General features: G+C 49.1%; 8 protein-coding genes. 3 read left to right on the top strand and 5 right to left on the bottom strand.

The genetic code is table 11. The annotated features are described in order from the left end of the window. Window positions 1–101 precede the first annotated feature (101 nt). The 5 genes from A8707_RS25560 to A8707_RS25575 all read right to left on the bottom strand — a co-directional run bounded on the left by A8707_RS25560 (window position 102) and on the right by A8707_RS25575 (window position 2982). Window positions 102–1118 carry a hypothetical protein gene (locus tag A8707_RS25560; RefSeq protein WP_068820215.1) on the bottom strand — a complete coding sequence of 339 codons (1017 nt, stop codon included), beginning with the start codon at window positions 1116–1118 and terminating at the stop codon, window positions 102–104. A gap of 61 nt (window positions 1119–1179) precedes the next feature. Beyond that, entirely contained in the window at window positions 1180–1332 is a 153-nt protein-coding gene (locus A8707_RS28730; protein ID WP_156518884.1) for a hypothetical protein, read from the bottom strand. 93 nt (window positions 1333–1425) lie between these two features. Next, window positions 1426–1716 carry a ribbon-helix-helix domain-containing protein gene (locus A8707_RS25565; RefSeq protein WP_068820217.1) on the bottom strand — a complete coding sequence of 97 codons (291 nt, stop codon included), beginning with the start codon at window positions 1714–1716 and terminating at the stop codon, window positions 1426–1428. Continuing rightward, window positions 1716–2699 carry a ParM/StbA family protein gene (locus A8707_RS25570; protein WP_068820219.1) on the bottom strand — a complete coding sequence of 328 codons (984 nt, stop codon included), beginning with the start codon at window positions 2697–2699 and terminating at the stop codon, window positions 1716–1718. Before A8707_RS25570 ends, A8707_RS25565 begins: the two co-directional genes overlap by 1 nt. A gap of 46 nt (window positions 2700–2745) precedes the next feature. Continuing rightward, window positions 2746–2982, bottom strand: coding sequence for a hypothetical protein (locus tag A8707_RS25575; RefSeq protein ID WP_068820221.1), 237 nt, complete (start codon window positions 2980–2982; stop codon window positions 2746–2748). Window positions 2983–3271: 289 nt separating this feature from the next. Between A8707_RS25575 and A8707_RS25580 the strand changes: the two genes are divergently transcribed. The 3 genes from A8707_RS25580 to A8707_RS25590 form a co-directional block, all read left to right on the top strand. Beyond that, window positions 3272–3508 carry a hypothetical protein gene (locus tag A8707_RS25580; RefSeq protein WP_068820223.1) on the top strand — a complete coding sequence of 79 codons (237 nt, stop codon included), beginning with the start codon at window positions 3272–3274 and terminating at the stop codon, window positions 3506–3508. A 121-nt stretch (window positions 3509–3629) separates the two neighbouring features. After that, the gene (locus A8707_RS25585) at window positions 3630–4205 is read left to right on the top strand and encodes a Uma2 family endonuclease (RefSeq protein ID WP_068820225.1); all 576 of its coding nucleotides are present in this window, start codon (window positions 3630–3632) and stop codon (window positions 4203–4205) included. Window positions 4206–4300: 95 nt separating this feature from the next. Then, on the top strand, window positions 4301–4888 hold a 588-nt coding region (locus tag A8707_RS25590), incomplete at its 3' end, for an IS6 family transposase (RefSeq protein WP_068819877.1).

Here is a 4888-nt window from a genome sequence, read left to right on the forward strand (position 1 = left end):
GGTCTTGACCTCAACGCGTTGGGATCAATTCTGGAACAAACTGAATCAATACGGCTTTTCCGTTGCCCTCTAATAGTATCAAATAGAGGTCGCACCCAATGTCACGACCGCCAAGCTCCTGCTTTAGGGTTCGTTCTAGAGCGACCAGTTGCAGATTCGGTGACAGGCTCTCCACTGCGAAGCGCGGCGATCGTCGGGTGGTTCTCCACAATCTCCAGCACTTTGCGCTCCACCCGCTCCCGGTATTCCTGTACATAAACCTCTTCTCCCCCTTCACCCAGAGTGATATAACCACTGCTAGCAAGCGTGTCTTTCAGGTCTAGTTCTAGAAAAGCATTCGGCTTCTCGCGGCGATTCCGCATTTGGTCTGCCAGATCATGAATCACCTGGTTCAATGCCGCTGGGGTGGCTGACCGCAACTGAGCCGACAGGCAAGTGTTCACGGATGCCTGCTTTTGCGGGTCTTGCAGCACAAAATCGGGTAAGCGGCTGATATCTTCCGCGATCGATTCCAGACTGGAGTCCTTGACAACGTTGGTCAAAATCTCATGCTTCAGTCGTTCGACCTTGTTCGTGAACGTAGCGGCAGCAACATCTGTTCCAGCGACAAAACGCAGCAATGGACCCACTTTAGAGCGGAGAAAATTGATCTTCGTTTGGGTCAGATGCAGCCAGAAACCCTCTGTCCAAGCTAGCTCGATGTCAGCATACACTTTCTGGACGCTGAAGGCATCTAGAGGAATTTTAGCAATTTGCGATCGCGCATCTGCAATCACTTGCTCACGCTCAGGCAATGCCTGGTCTTTCAGATAGCACTCCAGCAGCTTCAGGCGCGTGTTAAAGATTTTTACCAGTACAGGTAGATCCTGGTTAACGACATCATCTTTTGGCTCTCGGTCAAACTTGTTCTGCCAGAAATCGATAATCAGGAACTTCTCTTTTTTGCCCTCTGGCAACCACTCCAAATGTTTACAAGTTTCCTGGCTGCGAGTGCCGCGTCCAATCATCTGTGTCAATTTAATTTGAGACTGCACAGGTTTCATAAACACCAGGTTCACGACCTCTGGCACGTCTATCCCGGTGTCCATCAAATCTACCGAGATTGCAATCCGGGGCATGTCGTTCTTCTTGGCGTTCCCGTAGCAAAATTAAACTAAGTGACCCCTTCACAGGAGCCACTTAGTTTAATTTTGCTACGGGAACGCCAATCTGGTCCAGCTTATCGACGGCGGTTAGTTTTCCGAGTCTGTCTCCAAATCTGGCAATCAAGCGATCGAGGCACTCAGAAGCGGAATGAGCTTGATAGGTGATCAGTGATTCTTTAGTAGCCATAATTGAGAAATCTCCAAATGATTTAGCGATGGTTTGAGAGATGCCGATCTCGTTGTCTTGTCACAGGCTGGCGCGATCGGCTTTTGATTGAGTTCAAAACGGTTTCATGGGCGTTCGAGGCGGCGGCGCTGGCTTTGACCCATTTGTTGTAGTTGGTTTCACCTCTATCCGGTGTTCTACGGCTTGATGCGGTGTAAGTGGCTGAGAGGTTGCAGTAAGTTGCAGTAAGTTGCAATCGACTGCAAGAAGTTCTCTAAGTTGTGGGTGATAGCGTCTGATTAACTGAGTGATGATGATTGATTGAGGTAGGCTGCAATCTTCTGCAAGCTTTTCTAGAGTTGCCGCAACATCGTCAGGCAATGAGATTTGAAAGCGCTTAGTCATCACAAGCCCATCCCTAAAATTGTGATGTCTTGGGGACTAGGGGCAATTTTGAACCGCTTTTCAGATCGCTCTTCTAGGTCAACAGCCAGTGAAGCCGAGCCACCCACGAGCAACACTTCCCCCAAGTCATTGAGGTATTGGCTCCACTGGGCTGATGCCTTTGATCGGATGTCGTCAAGCCACAAATCACGGGCTGATGCAAAGTGACTAACGAACGTTGCACCGTTTCGACCGATCTGATAAGAACCGCTTTCAATGCCGTCCATAATTGCGCTTAAATCAGCACTCACGGCGGTTTCTTTAAGCAGTCGAGCTTGAATGCTTTGGGCAAGGGCGTTCGTTCCCGGCAAGGTAATGCTTGCCTCTCTGAGCATCAGACCATCGGGGCTGTAAAGCCGTCCTGATGACGTGCCACCGCCAAAGTCGATAACCCCATTGATCGCGTCTGACCATTGATATAAGCCGTTCTTAGTGCCGTAGTTATAAGCGGCGGTTGCTTCCTCAATGAGCGTCACACGGGCGATCGTGGTGATCAGCGCTTGACCGTTGCGAGTGTATTCAAACGTGCCTTGAAGCTTCTTAGACTCAGCGATCGCGTCCTGGTTGCGAGTGTCGGGCACTGCGATCTTAAGGTTCTCAACTCTCAGAATGCTCTGACCATAAGACGGCTCCAGGGCGGCAAAGATTGAATCGAACATCATTGAGAGCTTGCCTTTGTCGAATGCCGATCGCCCGTGCATCGTCTTGGCGGCTTGACCGATCGCGTAGATTCTGCCTTCACGCTCAATGATTACTGTGTCAGCAGCCGGGGCGGGAACGTCCTCCCAAGATGGATCGAACTCTCGAATCACATTGGGCAGTCGAATCATTTGCCCATCGGCGGGAACGTACTCTAGATATCGGTTGCCAGGGTTGACTAGAATCTCGTTACGAACTGCCTTTTGAGTCGATAGCAGCCTGGTTACTTCGGTGATTGGGGTCATTGATTGGTTTCCTACAAAAGGGGATGAATTAGACTAAATTTCTTCCTTACCGCCAGAGATCCTCGTCTTGCGCTTTTTTGAGTTGCGCTAAGGCAAGGGCGGCTTCGGTTGCTTTTTCGATGTGCAGAATCGGCGCGTCCCAATCAGAAGCAAACTGATCGCTTTCGTCGAGTTCGACTTGTTCACTGACCATGCTGTGAAGACGATCGAATACTTCGGGCAAGCTGTGACGCAGAATCAGCAGATTCAGGTCATAGCGCAGGGTGCTGATTCTGCGTTGCATAGTTTGAAGTTGTTTAAGTGAAGGGCGGCTTTGAAGGAAGAGCCATAGGGTTAGAACGACAGTATTTCAGCCAGGAAGCAATCGAGAGCGGTCTGTAGTCGGTGGGTCATGAGGCGTTTTGAATTCGATGCAATCAATATAGCAAATATGTTCAAAAAGTAATCAGTTTGAACATCCTGATTTCTTATGATGGCAGCTATTTCGTATAGCAAACAGTAATCAAATAAGACCCAGTTTGAAGGGATAGAGGCATTAGCATTAGTGTTAATGATTTAATAGGGGCAAAACGATGCAAGCTACACTCACCATGAGCGACTTAGAACGGGTTTCAGCGCTGATCAATAAAGATGTAAAAGCGGCGTTACAGGCTTGTGCTGAAAGGCAAGGAAGATCTACCACAGCGCAGCTAGAGCAGATTTTAGCGGCGTATTTAGTTGGGGCAGGCTTTCTAGCAGAGATGCCAGCCAGAAAAGAAAACCGAGGCGGTGATCGTCGTTCTGACAAAAAAACTTCTAAAAGTGACTAAATCAAAAATGATCCATCGCCTCTAAAGTTAAAGACTATATATTGAGAGCGTGGATCACCAAAAGACAACCAAACAGAACATGAATGATCCGACTAGAGCCACTCACTAATGAGGAAAACCAATGATCCAGACACTCACTAAGACCACAGACCAGCGCACTCTCTTACGTGGAACGTGGGAGCACTTCAAACACCTTCAGAAAGGCTATGAAGAGATCTCCCGTGCAAAGCTGGCTTACTACGATGGAACGATCGAGATTTTTATGCCCGGTGAAGACCACGCTAAGTTCACGCACATCATCGGTTTTCTGATCAGCTTTTTTCTGATTGACCAGGGCATTGCTTTCAGTCCAACTGGTGACAAGACATTGGAGCGAGAAGGTGAAGTCTCTGCACAGGCAGATCAGTCTTACTGGATTGGTCAAGCGAAACCGATTCCTGACCTCGCGATCGAAGTCGTCTTTACTAGTGGCAACACCGCGAAACTTTCTAAATATCGCGCGTTAGGCGTAACTGAGGTGTGGTTCTGGGAAGATGGCACATTAGCGCTCTACCACCTGCGAAACGATGGCTATCAACGTATCGATCGTAGTGAGCTACCAGGGTTAGAGGTTCTAGACTTAGACCTACTGAAGCGCTGCATTCTCATCGGAGAAACCGATCTAGGTGACGCGGTTCGGATGTTTCGAGGAATGTAGGGGAGCGATCGCCTCTTTTCTCCCACGTTCCCAGATCGGTTGTGTCGCAAAAATAGTAAGGTAGGGAAGCTTAATTTTTTCTAGCCTTGCTCTAAATGACGACTGACTCTCTGTTCAAATGGCGGCACTTCTTGCCCGAAATCATCGTGTTGAATGTGCGGTGGTATTGCCGCTATCCTCTGAGCTACCGGGATTTGGAAGAAATGATGGCAGAGCGAGGAATTGAGGTGGGTCATTCCACCCTCAATCGTTGGGTGCTGAAATTTGCCCCTGAACTGGACAAACGCATTCGACCGTTCTTGAATCCCACGAATGACTCATGGAGAGTGGACGAGACTTACATCGAAGTGAAAGGAGCGTGGAAATATCTTTACCGCGCTGTCGATTCAATGGGCAACACGTTGGACTTCATGCTGAGCGCAAAGCGGGACGGTAAAGCAGCAGCCCGGTTTTTCCGCAAAGTGCTGAAGGCGACTCATACTCAAACACCCCGCGTGATCACCGTCGATAAAAATGCTGCCTATCCGGTGGCAGTCGAAGCCTTGAAAGGCGATGAAACGCTGGCAGCAGAGACAGAATACCGGCAGAGCAAGTACCTGAATAACATCATCGAGCAGGATCACCGCAACATCAAGCGATTGACAAAGCCAATGATGGGATTCGGCTCATTCAACACAGCGAGA

The organism is Phormidesmis priestleyi BC1401, assembly GCF_001650195.1.
Classification (GTDB): Bacteria; Cyanobacteriota; Cyanobacteriia; order Leptolyngbyales; family Leptolyngbyaceae; genus Phormidesmis_A; species Phormidesmis_A priestleyi_B.

Bases quoted from the DNA above. Each gene is read 5' to 3' on its own strand.
- A8707_RS25560 (WP_068820215.1), bottom strand. From the start codon at position 1,118: ATGCCCCGGATTGCAATCTCGGTAGATTTGATGGACACCGGGATAGAC.
- A8707_RS28730 (WP_156518884.1), bottom strand. From the start codon at position 1,332: ATGGCTACTAAAGAATCACTGATCACCTATCAAGCTCATTCCGCTTCT.
- A8707_RS25565 (WP_068820217.1), bottom strand. From the start codon at position 1,716: ATGACTAAGCGCTTTCAAATCTCATTGCCTGACGATGTTGCGGCAACT.
- A8707_RS25570 (WP_068820219.1), bottom strand. From the start codon at position 2,699: ATGACCCCAATCACCGAAGTAACCAGGCTGCTATCGACTCAAAAGGCA.
- A8707_RS25575 (WP_068820221.1), bottom strand. From the start codon at position 2,982: ATGCAACGCAGAATCAGCACCCTGCGCTATGACCTGAATCTGCTGATT.
- A8707_RS25580 (WP_068820223.1), top strand. From the start codon at position 3,272: ATGCAAGCTACACTCACCATGAGCGACTTAGAACGGGTTTCAGCGCTG.
- A8707_RS25585 (WP_068820225.1), top strand. From the start codon at position 3,630: ATGATCCAGACACTCACTAAGACCACAGACCAGCGCACTCTCTTACGT.